General features: G+C 68.1%; 13 protein-coding genes and 5 tRNA genes. 6 read left to right on the top strand and 12 right to left on the bottom strand.

Translation table 11 applies throughout. From position 1 onward, the window contains the following. Window positions 1-5: 5 nt before the first annotated feature. Window positions 6-81 (bottom strand) — tRNA-Lys (locus IFSED24_RS02020). 202 nt (window positions 82-283) lie between these two features. Between IFSED24_RS02020 and nth the strand changes: the two genes are divergently transcribed. Beyond that, window positions 284-925 (top strand): endonuclease III, encoded by a 642-nt coding sequence (gene nth / locus IFSED24_RS02015; RefSeq protein WP_491333561.1) that lies wholly within the window; start codon window positions 284-286, stop codon window positions 923-925. A 148-nt stretch (window positions 926-1,073) separates the two neighbouring features. Continuing rightward, the gene (locus IFSED24_RS02010; protein WP_491333560.1) at window positions 1,074-2,663 is read left to right on the top strand and encodes a hybrid sensor histidine kinase/response regulator; all 1,590 of its coding nucleotides are present in this window, start codon (window positions 1,074-1,076) and stop codon (window positions 2,661-2,663) included. Between the two features lie 72 nt (window positions 2,664-2,735). On the opposite strand, the gene IFSED24_RS02005 is transcribed toward IFSED24_RS02010, so the two are convergent. The 10 genes from IFSED24_RS02005 to smpB all read right to left on the bottom strand — a co-directional run bounded on the left by IFSED24_RS02005 (window position 2,736) and on the right by smpB (window position 9,162). Next, window positions 2,736-3,203, bottom strand: a complete 468-nt coding sequence (locus tag IFSED24_RS02005) for a single-stranded DNA-binding protein (protein WP_491333559.1) — start codon at window positions 3,201-3,203, stop codon at window positions 2,736-2,738. 127 nt (window positions 3,204-3,330) lie between these two features. Beyond that, window positions 3,331-3,406, bottom strand: a tRNA-His gene (locus IFSED24_RS02000). A 17-nt stretch (window positions 3,407-3,423) separates the two neighbouring features. Next, window positions 3,424-3,500: transfer RNA gene (locus tag IFSED24_RS01995), tRNA-Arg, on the bottom strand. 97 nt (window positions 3,501-3,597) lie between these two features. Further along, window positions 3,598-3,674 (bottom strand) — tRNA-Pro (locus tag IFSED24_RS01990). A gap of 132 nt (window positions 3,675-3,806) precedes the next feature. Then, window positions 3,807-4,820, bottom strand: coding sequence for a non-canonical purine NTP pyrophosphatase (locus IFSED24_RS01985; protein WP_491333558.1), 1,014 nt, complete (start codon window positions 4,818-4,820; stop codon window positions 3,807-3,809). 18 nt (window positions 4,821-4,838) lie between these two features. Continuing rightward, window positions 4,839-5,549, bottom strand: coding sequence for a ribonuclease PH (gene rph / locus IFSED24_RS01980; protein WP_491333557.1), 711 nt, complete (start codon window positions 5,547-5,549; stop codon window positions 4,839-4,841). 6 nt (window positions 5,550-5,555) lie between these two features. Then, window positions 5,556-6,410, bottom strand: a complete 855-nt coding sequence (gene murI / locus IFSED24_RS01975) for a glutamate racemase (RefSeq protein ID WP_491333556.1) — start codon at window positions 6,408-6,410, stop codon at window positions 5,556-5,558. Continuing rightward, window positions 6,410-7,048: a GerMN domain-containing protein gene (locus tag IFSED24_RS01970; protein ID WP_491333555.1), complete on the bottom strand. Its 639-nt coding sequence runs from the start codon at window positions 7,046-7,048 to the stop codon at window positions 6,410-6,412. Before IFSED24_RS01970 ends, murI begins: the two co-directional genes overlap by 1 nt. After that, window positions 7,045-8,667: an N-acetylmuramoyl-L-alanine amidase gene (locus tag IFSED24_RS01965; RefSeq protein WP_491333554.1), complete on the bottom strand. Its 1,623-nt coding sequence runs from the start codon at window positions 8,665-8,667 to the stop codon at window positions 7,045-7,047. Before IFSED24_RS01965 ends, IFSED24_RS01970 begins: the two co-directional genes overlap by 4 nt. Before the next feature lie 24 nt (window positions 8,668-8,691). Continuing rightward, complete coding sequence (gene smpB / locus IFSED24_RS01960) at window positions 8,692-9,162, bottom strand: SsrA-binding protein SmpB (RefSeq protein WP_491333553.1); 471 nt, start codon at window positions 9,160-9,162, stop codon at window positions 8,692-8,694. A 181-nt stretch (window positions 9,163-9,343) separates the two neighbouring features. Between smpB and IFSED24_RS01955 the strand changes: the two genes are divergently transcribed. The 4 genes from IFSED24_RS01955 to IFSED24_RS01940 all read left to right on the top strand — a co-directional run bounded on the left by IFSED24_RS01955 (window position 9,344) and on the right by IFSED24_RS01940 (window position 15,174). Beyond that, window positions 9,344-9,430: transfer RNA gene (locus IFSED24_RS01955), tRNA-Leu, on the top strand. Between the two features lie 163 nt (window positions 9,431-9,593). Then, window positions 9,594-10,850: a hypothetical protein gene (locus IFSED24_RS01950; protein WP_491333552.1), complete on the top strand. Its 1,257-nt coding sequence runs from the start codon at window positions 9,594-9,596 to the stop codon at window positions 10,848-10,850. A 194-nt stretch (window positions 10,851-11,044) separates the two neighbouring features. After that, entirely contained in the window at window positions 11,045-13,693 is a 2,649-nt protein-coding gene (locus tag IFSED24_RS01945) for a PP2C family protein-serine/threonine phosphatase (protein WP_491333551.1), read from the top strand. Next, entirely contained in the window at window positions 13,690-15,174 is a 1,485-nt protein-coding gene (locus IFSED24_RS01940; RefSeq protein ID WP_491333550.1) for a tetratricopeptide repeat protein, read from the top strand. The genes IFSED24_RS01945 and IFSED24_RS01940 overlap by 4 nt, the downstream gene beginning before the upstream one ends. Window positions 15,175-15,180: 6 nt before the next feature. Here IFSED24_RS01940 and IFSED24_RS01935 read toward each other — a convergent pair whose 3' ends face one another. Continuing rightward, complete coding sequence (locus IFSED24_RS01935) at window positions 15,181-16,530, bottom strand: tetratricopeptide repeat-containing glycosyltransferase (protein WP_491333549.1); 1,350 nt, start codon at window positions 16,528-16,530, stop codon at window positions 15,181-15,183. Window positions 16,531-16,575: the final 45 nt, after the last annotated feature.

Genomic DNA, 16,575 nt, shown 5'->3' with positions numbered 1-16,575 from the left:
GAAGCTGGTACGCCACCAGGGACTCGAACCCCGAACCCGCTGATTAAGAGTCAGCTGCTCTGCCAGTTGAGCTAGTGGCGCACCGAATGCTCGAAACTTGTGCCAGAACGGGGCCAGGGCTATCCTGACCCCGTCCTGGGACGCGGAATCTAGTACCAGGGCCCACCGTTGTCAAGATCCCGTGAAACGACCCGGGCCCCGGTTTGCCTCCGTGCAACCCGACTTCAACCGGACGAGGGGACCCAGGTTCCCGTTCCGAGACCTCCTCGCGAAAGGATGGGACATGCGCACCCTCCGCACCCGAAAAATCCGCGCCGAGAAGGTCTTCCAGACCTTGCGCGAGGAATTCCCCCGGAGCCGATGCAGCCTCGAACACGGCGATGCGTGGCAACTCCTGGTGGCCACCATCCTCTCGGCGCAATGCACCGATGCCCGCGTCAACCAGGTCACGCCCGATCTCTTCCGCGCCTTTCCCGCGGTGGAGGATTTCGCCGAGGCGCCCCTGGGAGCCATCGAGGAGGCCATCCGCAGCACGGGCTTCTACCGCAACAAGGCCAAGAGTTTGCAGGGGGCCGCGCGCGCCATCATCGAACGGCATGAGGGCGAGGTCCCCTCGGTGCTGGCGGATCTGGTGAAGCTGCCCGGGGTGGGCCGCAAGACCGCCAACGTGGTCCTGGGCGAGATCTGGAACCGCCCCGAAGGCGTGGTTGTGGACACTCATGTCAGCCGGATCGCGCTCAAGCTCGGCCTGACCGATACCAAGGACCCGGTGAAGGCCGAGCAGCAGCTCAACGCGGTGCTGCCCCGCGAGTCGTGGCGCGATTTCACTCACCTGATCATCGATCACGGCCGCAAGACCTGCCGGGCACGCAGCCCCCTGTGCGATGGCTGCTCCCTGTATCGGTGGTGTGAAGCTCGGTCATGATAACGACTTGCGCCGTTCACGGGCCCGTGCTACGGTGATGGTGTCGGCATGCTTATGTGCGACCGTCCCGGGGGGCGACGGTTTCCGGTCCGCGATGGTCCTGGCGACCATCGACGAAACGGCCAGAACTTGCTTCCAGGGAGGGACCATGAGTTCGGCAATGGAACCGCAAGCCGGCTCTCAGGTGCAGGCAGGTGGGCTGGCCGACCCCAACCTCAGGCGGATCGTCCAGGGTCTCGCCCACGTGGCCATCTGGGGTTGCAGTCCGGATGGCAAGATCATCTTCTGGAACCGCGGCTGCGAGCGATTGATCGGGCACTCCGCGACCGCGGTCCTCGGCTGCGATTTCGCGGACATCCTCCTGCCCGCCGAGGATCGCCACCGGATCCGCGCGCATCTCACCGCGCGTGAACACACCAGCCCCAGCACCAATTGCCGGATCTTGCACCAGGATGGGCGACCCTTCGAGGTCCTGCTCCATCACGAGGTCGTGCGCACGCCCCCCTCCTCCAGCGCCCAGTCCTTCGTGATGGTCACCCCGTTGCGTGCCGGTGTGCTGCCGCCCGACGAGCAATTGCTGCATGCCCAGAAGCTCGAGAGTCTCGGCGTGCTGGCTGGCGGCATCGCGCACGATTTCAACAACCTCCTGCTGGGTGTGGTCGGCAACGCCGACCTGGTCCTCATGGAACTGCCCGGAGACCACGCCCTGCGCGACGCGGTGGAGCAGATCGCCCAGGCCGGTCTGCGGGCGGCCGATCTCTGCCGCCAGCTCCTGGCCTTCAGCGGCAAGGGCAAGGTCCTGGTGGAGAAGCTGGACCTGTCGCGGCTGGTCCAGGACATGGCTCCGCTCATGCACATGAGCCTGGGCGGAATGCGCCTGTGCCTCGACCTGGCCGAGGATCTACCCGCCATCGAGGGCGACGCCGCGCAGATCCGACAGGTGGTCATGAACCTGGCCACCAACGCCGCTGAAGCCATGAGCGAACAGCCCGGAGTGCTCGTGATCCAGACCCGGCTGCATGATGCGGCCCGCAGACCCTTGCGGGACGAGTTCACGGGGCGGAATCTGCCCGGCGGAACCTATGTGGTGCTCACGGTGCAGGACGAGGGTCCGGGACTGACCTCCGAGCAGCTGGCGCGTGTCTTCGACCCCTTCTTCACCACCAAGTTCATGGGCCGGGGCCTGGGCCTGGCCGCGGTCCAGGGGATCGTCCGCGCCCACCACGGCACCGTGACCGTGGAGACGCAGCTCGATTCAGGCGCCGCCTTCTCGGTATTCCTGCCGGCCCTCGGAGTGCGGGCCGCCACGGCAACCGCACCGATCGAACCGGCTCAGGACCTGGTCACGGCCCAGAGCGAGGTGGCCCACATCCTGGTCGTCGACGATGAGCAGCATGTGCGCGACGTGGCCGGACACCTCCTGGCATCGGCCGGTTACGAGGTCAGTCGGGTCGAGGACGGCACCGAGGCGCTGGCGATCCTCGCCCGCGATCCCGGGGCCATCGGTCTGGTGCTGCTGGATATGACCATGCCGGGCCTCGACGGTCTCGAGGTCCTCGAGCGGATCCGGCGCTTGCGCCGTGACTTGCCGGTGCTGCTGTCCAGTGGCTACGGGCGCGAGAAGGTGGGGCACGTGCTGGCTACCGACGAGCATTGCGCCTTCATCCAGAAGCCCTACCGCCGCCGCGAATTGATCGCCAGCACCAAGGCCCTGCTCGGCGAACCGGACGCCAGCTGATCGCGATGGTCCCGATGCAAAGGCCGCCCCAAGCCGGGGCGGCCTGCTTCACGGGACCGAGGTCGGCAAGGATCAGAACGGCAGATCGTCGTCCTCCACCGGACCGCCGGACTGCATGGGTGGCGGATTGAAGTCGCCGCTGTCCTGCCCCCCGCCGCTGTAGGACTGGCTCTCCCCGCCCGGTGCGCGGTCCTCGCCCTCCTCGCGGCGGCCGAGGATCATCAGCTCCCGCGCCACGATCTCGGTGGTGTAACGGTCATTGCCGTCACGGTCCTGCCATTTGCGGGTCTCGAGCCGCCCCTCGATGTAGACCTGCTTGCCCTTGCGCAGGAAACGCTGGGCCCGTTCGGCCAGGTGGCGCCAGGCCACCACGCGGTGCCACTCGGTGCGTTCCTGCCACTCGCCAGTGCTCTTGTCCTGCCAGCGCTCCCCGGTGGCGACCCGCAGGTTGGCCACCGGCACATTGCCCTGGGACGTGTACTTGATCTCGGGGTCGGCCCCCAGGTTCCCGACGAGGATGACCTTGTTCACACCAGCCATCGGATCCTCCTGATTGGAATTCAGCGGCCACGAGGACCGCCCGTATGCATGGGAGGCACCATAACAGAAACGGCCTGCCGGGTGAACAGGCCGTTACACAGGTCGCGGCACGGATGCCGCAAAAAAATGGGGTGGATGATGGGACTCGAACCCACGACCACCTGGACCACAACCAGGGGCTCTGCCAGCTGAGCTACATCCACCACCATGAATCTGCCGGTGGCACGCCCGGCAGGATTCGAACCTGCGACCTGTGGATTAGAAGTCCACTGCTCTATCCAACTGAGCTACGGGCGCACCGTTCTCGTTCCTGTCCAGGCGGAGGGGTATAATGGCGACGATCGGCCCGGGTGTCAAGGACCAGCGTGCCCAGGGCGACCTCTCCGCGATGAACTGGTCGGGGCGACAGGATTTGAACCTGCGACCCACGGCTCCCAAAGCCGTTGCGCTACCGGACTGCGCCACGCCCCGACCGAAGGCAAACCTCGTACCCGTCCCGGTTGCGACCGTGTCCGGGTAGGAATTGATAGATCGCGCCACCGCCCATGTCAATGACGGGTGACGGCCAGCACGCGTTCGCCGCCGGAGCGCGACGCCATGCGGTCAGCAGCCATAGATGCGGCGCACGGAGGCCAGCAGCCGCATCAGGGCCTTGCCCCGGTGGCTGATCGCGTTCTTGTGCGCCGGATCGATCTCGGACAGGGTCAGGTCCAGTCCCACGGGCTCGAATACGGGATCATAACCGAAACCGCCGGTGCCGACCGGCTGACGGCCGAGCCGGCCGAGCAGGCGCCCCGTGGCGGCCAGTTCGAGCCAGATGGGCTTGCCGGCTCCCCGCCCGGGAGCGTCGGCGGGCAGGCCGGCCGGAGCCACCGCCGTCGGAGGCGGTTCCCGATCCGTTGGCCCGGTCGCGGTCCAGATCCGGGAGTCCGGGAGCCGCATGGCATCGGCAGGCGCGTCCTCGGGACGGCGGCCGGCCAGCAGGGGCGCCAGCAACCCGTCGACGATCCCGATCAGACGCGTCCGATCCGCTCCCCAGGCCACCGGCAGGCTACGGACCCGTGCTGCGTAATCCGCCCAGCAGCGCCGGCGATCGCTCAGGGCGTTCCAGAACGTGTCGGCATCCTGACCAGCAGGCAGCGCGCGTCCCAGCGCCCAGGGGTCGTGCAACCAGCGCCCGGTGCCGGCGACCGCCGCCGCCGGGATCTCGGTCGGCGGCGTGGGATCCACCCAGACCATGCTCGTCTCGAAGCGGGCCTCGCGGGCATCGTCCGGGACTCCGGCCATCAGCTCGAGCGCCAGCTGGGCGTTGTCGTCGTAGGTGGCGGCGGGGCCGGCGAAGCGCGAGGCGAAGATGTCGGGCATTCCTCCGAGCGCGCGCAGCTGGAACGACGTGTCATCGGCGATGGCGATCTCGCCGGTGAACGCCGCGGTGATGAGCGCCTTGCGCGTGGCGTTGCCGAGTGCGGTGGTGCCGTCCTCGATGACCTCGGGCAATCCCGGATAGTCGAGGCTCGAGGTCACCTGGAACGGCAGGTCGGCGCAGATCTGGCGCAGTTCGCGCAGCTTGTCGACGTTGCGACTGGCCAGAACGACGGTCCGGGACTCTGTAGGCATGGTTGGCTCCTCCGCGGATCAGGCCGAAAGGACCTGACGTTGCAGGCCGTTGATCTTGGCGATGGCCGCTGCCGAGAGGTCGAGCATCCGATCCAGTTCCTCGCGTCCGAAGGGCGTGCGCTCGGCGGTGCCCTGGATCTCGATCAGCCCGCCGCCCTCGGCCATGATCACGTTCATGTCGGTCTCCGCGGTGGAATCCTCGCGATAGTCGAGGTCCATCAGGATCGAACCTTCGACCACGCCCAGGCTGATGGCACCCACCAGGCAGCGCATGGGATGCTTGCGCAGCCGCAGCCGCTCGAGCGCGTCGTAGAGCGCCACCGCGGCGCCGTTGATGGCGGCGCAGCGAGTGCCGCCGTCGGCGCGGATGACGTCGCAATCCAGGGTCACGGTGAGCTCGCCGAGGGCGTGCAGGTCGGTGATCGTGCGCAGGGCCCGACCGATGAGGCGCTGGATCTCCATGGTCCGCCCACCCTGGCCGCCGCTGGCCGCCTCGCGCCGCATGCGCTCGTTGGTGCTGCGGGGCAGCATGCCGTACTCGGCGGTGACCCAGCCCTGGCCCGCGCCCTTGAGCCAGCGCGGCACGCCGTGGTTGATGGTCGCCGAGCAGATGACATGGGTGTTGCCCATCTCCACCAGGCACGACCCCTCGGCGTGGGGCAGGTAGTCGCGGGTGATCCGGGTGGGGCGGAGCTGGGTCTCGCCGCGGCCGTCGCTGCGTTCACTCATGTCTTGTCAACCTTCCTTGCCAGAGGACAGCCGCCCCTGGTCCTCGAGTTCGTCCAGGTTCACGGTCTTCACGCCGGTGATGGGCTGCCCCAGGCAGCGGGCGCCAACCTCGGTGAAGGTCCAGGGGATATCGCTGAGGTAGAATTCCAGGTTCCCGGCACCGCTGGCCGGGCAGAGGAGGTCGGTCTCCTGCAGACGGGTGGCCGCCGCCGCGGCCAGCGTCTCGGCCGAGTCCACCAGTTGCACGGCCTCGCCCATGAAACGGGCAATGGCCGGCTTGAGCAAGGGATAGTGCGTGCAGCCCAGGATGAGGGTGTCGATGGCGGCCTCGCGCAACTCGGTGAGGTACTCCGCGCAGGCCAGGTCGGTGAGCCGATGGTCGACCAGCCCCTCCTCCACCAGCGAGACGAACAGCGGGCACGGCCTGGCCAGAATGGCCTCGGCCGGCAGTCGCCGCGAAAGGCCCGCCTGATAGCGGCCCGAGGTGATGGTGCCACGGGTGCCGATCACGCCCACAGGCCCCTTGGCGCTGAGCGCCAGCGCCCGGTCGACCCCGGGGTCGATCACGCCGAGGACAGGAACCGGCAACCGTTCGGCCAGGAAATCGAGGGCGAAGGCGCTGGCGGTGTTGCAGGCCACCACCACCATCTTGACGCCCAAGGAGACGAGGAAGCGCGCATCCTGCCAGGCGAACTTCTGGACCGTACCAGCGCCCTTGGTGCCGTAGGGCACCCGCGCGGTGTCGCCGAAGTAGACCAGGTCTTCCGCCGGCAAGCGCTGGTGCAGCGCGCGCAGCACGGTCAGGCCGCCCAGCCCCGAATCGAAGACACCGATGGGACGCTGGCGATCGGCCACGGTCATCAGAGCCACCGCCGGGGATCGAAATCGCGATCGAGGGAGAGGTGGCCGCCCAGGGTCTCGGCCTCGTCGCCCCCGATGAGGATCCGGCAGTTGCGGACGTCCGGGAAATTGAGCGCCACGGTCCGCAGGATCGAGGTGAGCGTCGCGGCCTCGGCGGCGCTGCCTCCGGGATGACGGACCACCAGCTCGGCGCTGAAATCGAGCACCGCCTGCCGGCCCTCGTCGTCGAGGAAGGCCGCCAGGACCTGCGTCCGCTCGGGCAGTGCGCTGACGGCGCCGCTACGCTGAGGCCCGGCACAGAGTTCCTGGATCAGCGCGAGCAGATCCTCCTCGGGCCGACCCCGGCTGGGGATCCGCCTTCGTTCGGACACGTACCCGGCCGCATCCCACTCGGGGAAGACCAGAATCACCGCGCGGTCGCCCGCCGCCGGCCCCTGGTCCTCCTGGATCACCTCGCCAATCAGGTCGTCCGTGCCGACCCCGCGGTCGGTACCCAGATGCCACAGGAAGAAACCGCTGCCGGCGGCCAGCAGGACCAGCGCCAGCCAGAAGGGCCAGCGCAACGCACCGCTCTGGCGCTGGCGGCGGCGGCGGTCGGTCTCGGTGGACGGCGGTCGGCGCGAGGAACCCGGCATCATTCCTCCTCCTGCCCGATCGCGGCCGTGCGCGCCACCCGGTCCCGGTAATGGAGGATGGCGTCGCCCAGCGCGCGCGCCAGCCGCTGCTGGTAGGCGCTGGTGACGAGCTGGTGCCCCTCCTCGGGATGGGTCAGGAAGCCCATCTCCACCAGGACCGCCGGCATCCAGGCTCCCACCAGGACCCGGAAGCCTGCCTGCCGCACTCCGCGGTCGGGCAGACCGAGATCGCGACAGACCTCGGCCTGGACCACCTCGGCCAGGTCGCTGCTGCTGGAGATGTACTGGTTCTGCACCAGGTCCCAGACGATGAATTCCACATCGCCGGGTTCGTCGTGCTCCAGGTTCTCCACCGCCTCGACGCTCTTGCTCCAGTCGCTGCGCGCCGGCGAGAGGAAGTAGGTCTCCAGGCCGTGAGCCCCCTCGTTGAACCAGCCGTTGCAGTGCAGCGAGATGAAGAGGTCGCCATCGGCGGCGTTGGCGATCTCGGCGCGCTCGGCCAGGCCCAGGTGGTCATCCCCGTCGCGGGTCAGCACCACCGCCAGTCCGGCACGCTCGAGATAGCGGGCCAATTTCTGCCCCACGGCCAGGTTGACTTCCTTCTCCAGGATCCCACCGATGCCCTCGACCCCGGGATCGGAACCGCCGTGCCCCGGATCGATGACCACGGTCCGGATCTCCAGACGCCGGGTCATGTCGACCGGACCTTCCTCGAGGGCGAGTTCGGCCTGACCGCGCGGCACGGGCTCGGGCAGCGCCGACACCTGCTCCTCCTCCACCACCAGCACCACCTCGCGTCCGTCCTGGGCGGTGTAGGTCCGGTAGCGGGTCACCAGATCGTCCACCCGCACCGAGACCACGGCATGGCCCTCGTACTGGCGGGTCTGCACCCCCAGGACCAGGCCGCGCGGCGTGTCCAGACGCAGGCGGCCCAGATCGGCCTCGGCGCCGTAGAGCTTCAATTCGATGAGCCCGGGTTCGGGGCTGCTGGCGCGGAAGCTCAGGACCTCGCGACAGAGCACGTGCACGCTGGTCGCCCGGGTCAACTGGGTCACGCGCAGCTGGGTCACATTGACCTCGGCCTGGCCCAGGACCAGCCGCTGCGCGTCATCCTGCCAGCGGATGAACAGGCCGGCTTCGGGCGCCAGGATCTGGGTCAGGAAGACCATGGGCAGCCAGAGGTCGCCATCGGTGTAGAGCGCGGGCACCGGCAGGAGGATCTCCCGGTCGTCCATGGCCACGAGCCGGCTGCCGTCGGAGAAACGGAAGTTACGATCGGCGATCTGGAGCGTGAGCCGGCGGCTGACACCCTGCCAGAGCCGGCTGGCCTGCAGGATGTCGGCAGCCACGGCCGAGCGGACATAAAGCTCCTGCGAACCCTGCAGAAGTTGCCGTCCCGCCGCCTGCCGGGTCCGCTGGGTGGCCCGATCCTCCACCGTGATGGAGAGATCCCGGGCCTGGGGATCGACCCGGCGCCAGGCCAGCGGATCGGAGGACTCGTCGCCGGGAGCGGCATCCTGGGCCCGGATCGGCGCCACGATCGATCCGGCCAGGATCAGCACCAAGAGGACGAGCCCACTCGTGCCGACCCCGCGGCGGGGTTGCCTGTTGCCTGCTGCCATGGCTCTCCTTCGCCAGCTGCGCGCTCAGCCGCGACGGCCCAGGATCTTGGCCATCTGCCGATCGGCGTCGCGCTGCGCCTTGTCGTGTCGCTTGTCGTAGAGCTTCTTGCCGCGGGCCAGGGCGATCTCGACCTTCACCCGCCCGTGCTTGAAATAGATCTTCAGCGGGATCAGCGTGCGGCCGCCCTCCTCGAGCTTGAGCAGCAGCTTGCGGATCTCGCGTCGGTTCAGGAGCAGCTTGCGGCGGCGGAACGGCTCGTGATTCATGCGGTTGCCCATCTCGTAGGGCCCGATGTGCATCTTCACGAGCCAGACCTCGCCGTGCTTGATCTCGGCATAGCTGTCGCCAAGATTGACCCGACCGCCGCGCAGGGCCTTGACCTCGGTCCCCAGCAGGACGATGCCGGCCTCCCACGTGTCGAGGATCTCGTACTCGTGACGGGCCTTGCGATTCTGGGCGATGATCTTGATACCGGACGGTGTCTTGGCGGCCATGATCCCTCGGCTTGAATACGAATGAAGACGGACCAGAACCTAGCACGCAACACCGCCGTCCTCAAGCTCGTCCCTCATCCCGCCAGGCGAGCATTTCCCGGTTGACAGCCCCCCGGGCCGAGCTTAAGTTTCTCGCCCGTCGGCAGGACGGTCGTTCTGACGGCGACATCGCGAATATGGTGCCCAGGTGGCGGAATTGGTAGACGCGCTACGTTCAGGTCGTAGTGGGGGTAACCTCGTGGGAGTTCGAGTCTCCCCCTGGGCACCACAGCACCCGTGATACGGGCTTTTTTTTTGCCCCCCGACCGTCACACATTCCCCTCCCTCCCATCCGGCACGCCTCCTGCATGGTCTGGACCCGGAAGTCCACGGATCAGCGCCCAGATCCCTGTATTCCGCCGCCAGCCCACTTGCACGCTCTGGAGGCCCCCATGCGCTGGATCGACATCGCGTTGCCCACACCTGGAAGCTGTTCGGATTTCGACCGCCAGCTGGACGAGGCCCGGACCATCTGCGATTCCGTGCCGGATCTCCAGGCCCGGCTCGGGCTGGACACCCCAGCGCTGACGCGCTGCATGGAACAGGTCGGGCGTCTACTCTTCGGCGCCGTGACGGGACAGGACGGCAGCGCCTTCGATCCCACCGCCGACCGCCCGGGCGCCATCACGCCCGACCGGGGCCAGGCCATCCACGACCAGCTCATCGGCTATCACATCATCGGCGACGCCGCCCAGACGGCCCTGCCCTGGCACTGGCTGCACAACGGCGTGGAGTTCCTGCTCGAGAAGTCCCCGGTGACCGCGGGCAACCGGACCTCGCGCATCCCCGAGATCGATCCCGACCGTCTCTGGATGCAGCGCCAGAGCGACGCCCTGTTCGCGGGCCAGGAGCCCTGTCCGCGTGACCGACCGGAGATCCTCTTCGTGCCCGGCCACAGCCGCGACGAGATCCGGCGCCTCATGTTCCGCGAAGCCGACGGCATCGATCAGGCCCTGACGGCGGGCAGCCCGGTCCAGGCCCGGTTGCGCATCCCCGGCGCCGTGACCCCAGGCCTGCTGGCCTCGCGCGCCATGCTCTACCAGGCGCTGCATTTCGCCGCTCCCACCAGCCAGCCGCCCGAGATCTCGGGGGCCGGCGAGAACCGCTGGCTGGCCGGACTGATGGCGGCGGCCGGGCAACCGGACGCCAGCACCGTGGACGACCTCGTCGGACTGGATCTCGAGATCGTGGGCGTGGATCCGGTGGAAGCCGCCCTCGATCAGGCCCTCGAGGCCTACACCAGGCGCGGTGTCCCGGCCCCGGTGGGTGGCCGGGCCGACGGGGCGATCCCGAGCGCCGCGCCGGGCTGGATGCTCGACGACGGCCCCGTGGTTCCCGAGGATCTCGGCCGGACGAGTTGCCTGCCGCCGCTGGTGTTCTCCAACAGCTGGTGCAGCCTGGGCTGGCTCGGCCAACGCTTCCTCGACTCGGGCGCCTCCACCTTCGTGGGGACGGCCGTCCCCCTCTTCAGCCGCCCGGCCAGACTGTTCGCCGCCTTCTACTACGGAGCCCTCGGCCAGGGAGTCTGCGCCGGAGCGTCGCTCCGTCAGGCCGCCCTCGCCCTGCGCGAACGGCTCGGACCGGAACACCCCGCCTGGCTGTCCTACGGCCTGCAAGGGTATGGCTGCCTGCGCCTTATCGACCTGTAGAAACAGGACCCGGTCGGGCTGAAAATCCGCTTCCAGCGCAGAAGGTTGCAACCCTCCTGGCTCGCCGTGCGTCTAACTTGAGACTGCGGCCAGAACCGTATCATTGATTCCGGGCAGGTCCGTCGCTAATCTGCACCTGGGCGCCGCCAACCCGCGACGGGCCCGCGCCATCGACGTTCCCGAACGGACAGGTCATGCCACCGGTCGTTTCCACCGAGAACTTGCTGGATAGCCTGCTGAGGCTCCTGTTCTCGCGTCAGGTCTTCCTGATGCTGGGAGTCCTCGCCGTGGTGTTCTGCGTTTTCGCCGCGGTGGACGCCACCAAGGTGCGGCCCAACGATGGCACGATCTGGCTGCTCGGCCGACCGAACCTGACGGTCCTGGAAGTCACCGCCCGCACCAGCGGCCCTCCATCGCCCCTCCGTCGCGGCGACGAGATCCAGGGGATCGCCCACCGGGTAGTCCGTTCGCCCCGTCAGGCGGCCGAGGTCCTCGAACAGCAGCGACCTGGCACCTCGGTCCCCTACCTGATCGAACGCGACGGCCGGCCCCTGGTGGTGCAGGTCCCCTTGAGCGGATTCCGGGCGGCCGACCGCAATTATGCCCTCAACGTGGTGCTGGCAGCGATCTATCTGACCATCGGCTGCCTCGTCTACCTGAAGAGCAACAACGACCGTCCCGCCCGGTTGTTCTTCCTGCTCTGCCTGAGCTTCGCCATCTACTTCATGACCAACCTGGAACGGTCGAGCTATTTCTGGGGCGACATCATCACGCGCAACGGCGGCGCCTTCGCCCGGTTCATGCTGCCCGCGTTCTTCCTGCAGTTCTTCCTCGTCTTCCCCGAGAAGAAGCAGGCCCTGGCCCGGCATCCCTACCTCTCGCCCCTGCTCTACCTCCTGCCGCTGATGTTCTACGTGCGCTTCACGCTGGACCAGTTCTTCGGCGACCAGGGAGCCCGCATCGACGCCGTGACCTGGATGATCCTGGGCCTGTTCTACCTGGCCGGCCTGGCCGCGCTCATCCACAGCTATCTGAGCTATCGCGATCCCCTGCTCCGCGAGCGGGTCCGGATCCTGACCTGGGGCACGCTGGTGGGCGTGACCCCGTTCCTGGTCTTCAAGATCGGCCTCGAGGAGATCACCGCGCACAGCGAGCTGGCCGACCTGGGCGTGATCCCCCTGGTGGCCATTCCCGTGAGCTTCGGCTACTGCGTGGCGCGCTACCAGGTGCTGCAGATCGACTTCCTGGTCAAGCGGAGCCTGCTCTACAGCGTGATGACGGGATTGCTGCTCCTGGGCTGGGCCGGCGGCGTGTTCTGGCTCGGCAGCCAGGCCGTGTCGCTCATCGGTTCGAACAATCCGTTCCTGGCCGTGGGTCTGACCCTGGCGGCCGCCGCGCTCCTCTGGCCCGTGCGCAACCGCCTGCAGGCCGCGCTCGAGGCCCGGCTCTATCGCTCGCGCGCCAACCTGGCGGCCGTCATCGAGAAATTCAGTCGCGAGATTCCCGGCCTGATCCAGCAGCAGACGCTGCTCGACCGGATCGGAAAGGGGCTGGTGGAAGCCCTCGAGGTCCATGACCTCTGGTTCTTCGTCCCCGCTACCGGCGAGGAGGTCGACGTCTGGGCCCGCGTCTGGCCCGAGGGCGACGAGCGCACCAGCGCCGGTCCTGCCCCCGGCCGGCCCATCCCCCCCAGCCGGATCGACCTGCGCGCCACGCTCAAGACCATCGGCGAACGGCTCGAACCGTTCTGGATCGACCCCGCCGAGGCCCAGATGCTCGAGGAGCACCAGGCCATCACCCGCGAGCAGCTCGAACTGGCCGCGCGCCGCCGTGAGATGCGTCAGCTCGCCGCCGGCGGCATCAATCTCCTGGTGCCGCTCACCGCCTCGGGCAGGGTCATCGGCCTCGTGGCCCTGCCCCCGAAACCGGGCAGCGAGCCCTATCAGCTCCATGAGATCCAGCTTTTGACCATCGTGGCGGGACAGACCGCGGTGCAGCTCGAGAACGCCCGCCTCCTCGAGGAAGAGGTGACCAAGCAGAAGCTCGAAGAGGAGATGCGGCTGGCCAGGGCCATCCAGAGCCGGCTGCTGCCCGCCGAGATCCCCAGCTACAAGGGGATTCAGATCGACGCGGTGAACCTCTCGAGCAAGGCCGTCAGCGGCGACTACTACGACATGATCCCACGGCAGGACGACCAGCTCGCCCTGATCATCGCCGACGTCAGCGGCAAGGGCATGCCGGCCTCGCTGCTCGCCTCCAACCTGCAGGCCAGCCTGCGGGCGCAGTGCGACATCTGGGACTCGCCCGGCGACATCCTGGCCCGGGTCAACCATCAGCTGCATGCCGCCACCGACAGCATGCACTTCGCCACGGTCTGGCTCGGCTTCTTCGACCCCAAGACCAGGCGCCTGCTCTACAGCTCGGGCGGCCACGACTCGCCGGTCCTCCTGAGCCGCGACGGCCAGATCCGGCATCTCGAGGAAGGCGGCCTCCCCCTCGGCGCCTTCGACTTCGGCGACTACACCGAGGGCGAGGTCGTGCTCGAAGAGGGCGATCTCCTGCTGCTCTACACCGATGGGCTGACCGAGACCAAGAGCCCCGACGGCGAGGACGAGTACGGCGTGGAGCGTCTGGACAGCTTCCTGCGCGAACACCACCACCTGGATGTAGGCAAGCTCCTGCCACGCATCGACCAGGAGCTGCAGCTCTTCCGGGGTCGCCGCGACGCCGAGGACGACATCACGCTCATCGCCCTGAAGATCGCCCCGGCCACCACGGCCGGCCTCAACGCCGCCGCCGCGGCCGACACCGGGTATACTGCCACCCCCAAGGAGGCGTCATGAAGCGCATCGCACCCATCATCCTGATCGCCGCCCTGGTCCTCGTGGCGGTGGGGCTGTTCCTGGCGAAGCGCGACCCGGCCACGCCCCATACCCAGAACCAGGCTGCCTGGGACGCCTACATCGAGGGTGAATTCGCCCTGGCCAGCTTCCGCTACACCGACGCCGCCGCCAAGCTCCAGGAGGCGCTCGATCTGGATCCCCAGCTCGCCGTGGCCCACGCGGCCCTGAGCGAGCTGTACGGCCGCATGGGCAAGGGCGACCTCTTCAAGGAGCACATCGCCATCGCCGACAGCCTCTGCGACGGCATCACCGACGACCAGGCCAAGCTGCTCCTGCAGGTGCGCCTGTCCAACGCCGGATCGAGCAAGTTCCACAGCCAGCAGGACTCGTTGCTCGCGGCGGCCGAGAAGGTGGCCCCCAACGATCTGACCGTGCTGCTGACGCGCACCATGAGGGCCACCGAAGCCGAGGACCTGGCCACCGCCGAGGAGATCTACAACCACATCCTGGAGATCAATCCCAACTACGCCGCCGCCTACAACTTCCTGGGCTACCTCTACCTCAACCAGGGACGCTACGAGGACGCGGAGACCGCCATGCGCCGCTACGCCTTCGTGGCCCCCGACCTCGCCAATCCTCACGATTCGCTCGGCGAGGTGCTGATGACCATCGGTCGTTACGAGGAAGCAGAGGTCGAATTCCGCACGGCGCTGGCCAAGCAGCCGGATTTCTTCTACTCGCTCATCAACATCGGCGCCATCTACATCTCCCGCGGCGAGGTCGACCGGGCACTGACCCTCTTCGATCGCGTGCGCGGCGAGGTCATCGACACGAGCTGGGAGCGGCACCTGGACAATCGCCTGCTGGACGGGCTCTTCGTCCATCGCCTGGCCGACGAATACGACCACTACGCCAGCGAATACATCGCCAACAATCCGGACCGGGAGGGCATCCCCTACCTGCGCATGAGACGTCTGCTGCTCACCGGGCAGGCCACCGCGGCGATCAGCGTCCTGGACTCGCTCATGGCCGATATCCATGCCCAGGAATGGTACGAGACCAAGGAGGATGCCAGGCGGAGCATCGACATCAACGAGCTGCGCACGCGCGGCCTGGCGGCCGAGAGTCTCGGCAACCACGGGGAGGCGGCCCGCTTCTTCAAGGACGCCCTCGACCTCGAGGCCAATTTGCCGCCGCATTACAGCCTGTTCGAGCGGATCCATCTGGCCTACAACCTGATCCCGCTGCGGGCCTTCGACGAGGCGCGCATCCACATCCGCGATGCGCTGTCGATCAATCCGCGCATCGCCGAGGGAATCCTCGTGGCGGCCAGCATCGAGGCCGCCGCCGGCCAGACCACCGAGGCGCTGCGCCTCCTGGACACGGTCGAACGGATCCTGGAACGCGCGGACCGTGACTTCCCGGCGCTCGTGGACGCCCAGCAACTACGGGAGCAGCTGCCCGATCCAGACCGGATCTGAGCGGAATCAATTCTGAGGCTGGAGCGACTCGAGAACGCTGGCGACGGCCTCGGGGAAGTGTTCGTGCACCTTGGCCCGCCAGCTCTCGGCGTTGTCGTGAAATCCCAGTTCATCCATGAGGCTGCAGCCGCGTTGCCAGGCCAGCACGCTCCATTCGCTGGCCGTGACGGCGCGCAGGTACAGGCGCAGGGCGCGCTTGCGATCTCCTGCCAGCCGGGCGCACTCGGCCAGTCCGACCCAGGCCGCCGCGTATTCCTGATGACAGCTCAGCGCTCGTTCGAACGCCTCCGCCGCCACCGCCACCTTGCCCTCGAGCAGCGCCAGTTCGCCCGCGCAACGTTCGCCATGGACCCGGGCGAGCCCTTCGGCCGGAGCGGCTGCCAATCGCTCCAGGTCGCCCTGGAGCTGCGCCAGGATCTCGGACCGGCGGGCCTCCTCGCCGGCGGCCGCCAGCGCCGCCAGCGCCGCGCGGGCCGACTGATAGCTGAGTTCGTTGCTGGCGCCCCAATCGCGATACGCCGCGCGGGTCACCTCCGCCGCCTCCTCGTGGCGCGCCACGGCGAGCAGGGCGGCCGCGAAGTCGGTGGCCAGGGCCGCGCCGAAGGAGACCAGCCGCCGCATCTCCGGCGGCAGCGAGGCGACCTTGCGCCAGGCCGCCTCCAGGTGCTTGAGGCTCGCACGAAGGCCGGCCACGGGCAGCGCCTCGCCATCGAGCTGGAGCAGGGTCTCGCTGCCCAGCTGATACTCGAAGTAGGGATCCTCGGGATAGTCCAGGACCGCCTGGCGCAGCAACCGCAGGTTGCGGTCGCGCTTGCGCGAACGCTGGTCAGCACCGCCACCGTCGTGGACGATCACCAGCGGCGAGTCCGCCAGCACCAGACCGGTGGTCTCCGCATGCACCAGCAGGCTCGGCACCACCTGCTCGTGCACCGGATAGCGATAGCGGATGTCGGGATGGCTCCGGAACAAGCGCACCTCGGGGAAGGCTCCAGGGCGGTCGCTGCCGCCGTTTCCGGTCAGGCGGACGCGGTAGCCGGCGATCCCTGGATCCCCCAGCAGACGCTGGAATTCCACCGGACGGATCCCCTGCAACTGCTCGTCGCAATCCAGGACGAGCACCCAGTCGCAGGAGGCCGCCGCCAGCGCGGCGTTGCGGGCAGCGGCGAAATCGTCGTGCCAGGCGTAGTCCACCACGCGGGCGCCATAGCCTTCGGCGATGATCCGCGTGTTGTCACGCGAGCCGGTATCCACCACGATGATCTCGTCCACCAGCGCGAGGACCGACTTGATGGCCTTGCCGATGAAGGCTTCCTCGTCACGCGCGATGATGCAGAGACTGACTGTCTTGCGTTTCATGAGCCAGTGGGATTCCTTTGCGAGAGCCCGTTGTTGATTGCGATA

It is taken from the genome of Candidatus Latescibacter sp. IFSED24 (assembly GCF_058273205.1).
This window is presented reverse-complemented; position numbering and strand designations above follow the sequence as displayed.